At 64.2% G+C, this 229-nt stretch carries 1 pseudogene; it reads left to right on the top strand.

Features of this window, described 5'->3' with window-relative positions:
* A pseudogene (locus HLUSI_RS33150) lies at positions 1–229 on the top strand (hypothetical protein); the annotation flags it as partial.

Raw genomic sequence — 229 nt, 5'->3', positions numbered from 1 at the left:
CGCAAAGCCGCCGCCGATTTCCGCGCGCGCTGGCAAGCGCTAAGCCGCAGCTATCGCGACCGCAAGCCGGTCAACGTGTTCTATCAGATCTGGGGACGCCCGCTGATGACGCTCAACGGCAAGCACATGGTGTCGACGGTGCTGCGCACGCAAACACAGACGCTGCGCCGCTCCTTCACACTGTCGGGCGGCGACGACTACGAACTCTGTTTCACCGCGCCGCAAAACC

The sequence above is a fragment of the Herbaspirillum lusitanum P6-12 genome (assembly GCF_000256565.1).
Taxonomy (GTDB): Bacteria; Pseudomonadota; Gammaproteobacteria; order Burkholderiales; family Burkholderiaceae_D; genus Herbaspirillum; species Herbaspirillum lusitanum.
Note: the sequence above shows the minus strand (reverse complement) of the source record. Positions and strands in the feature narration are given on the sequence as shown.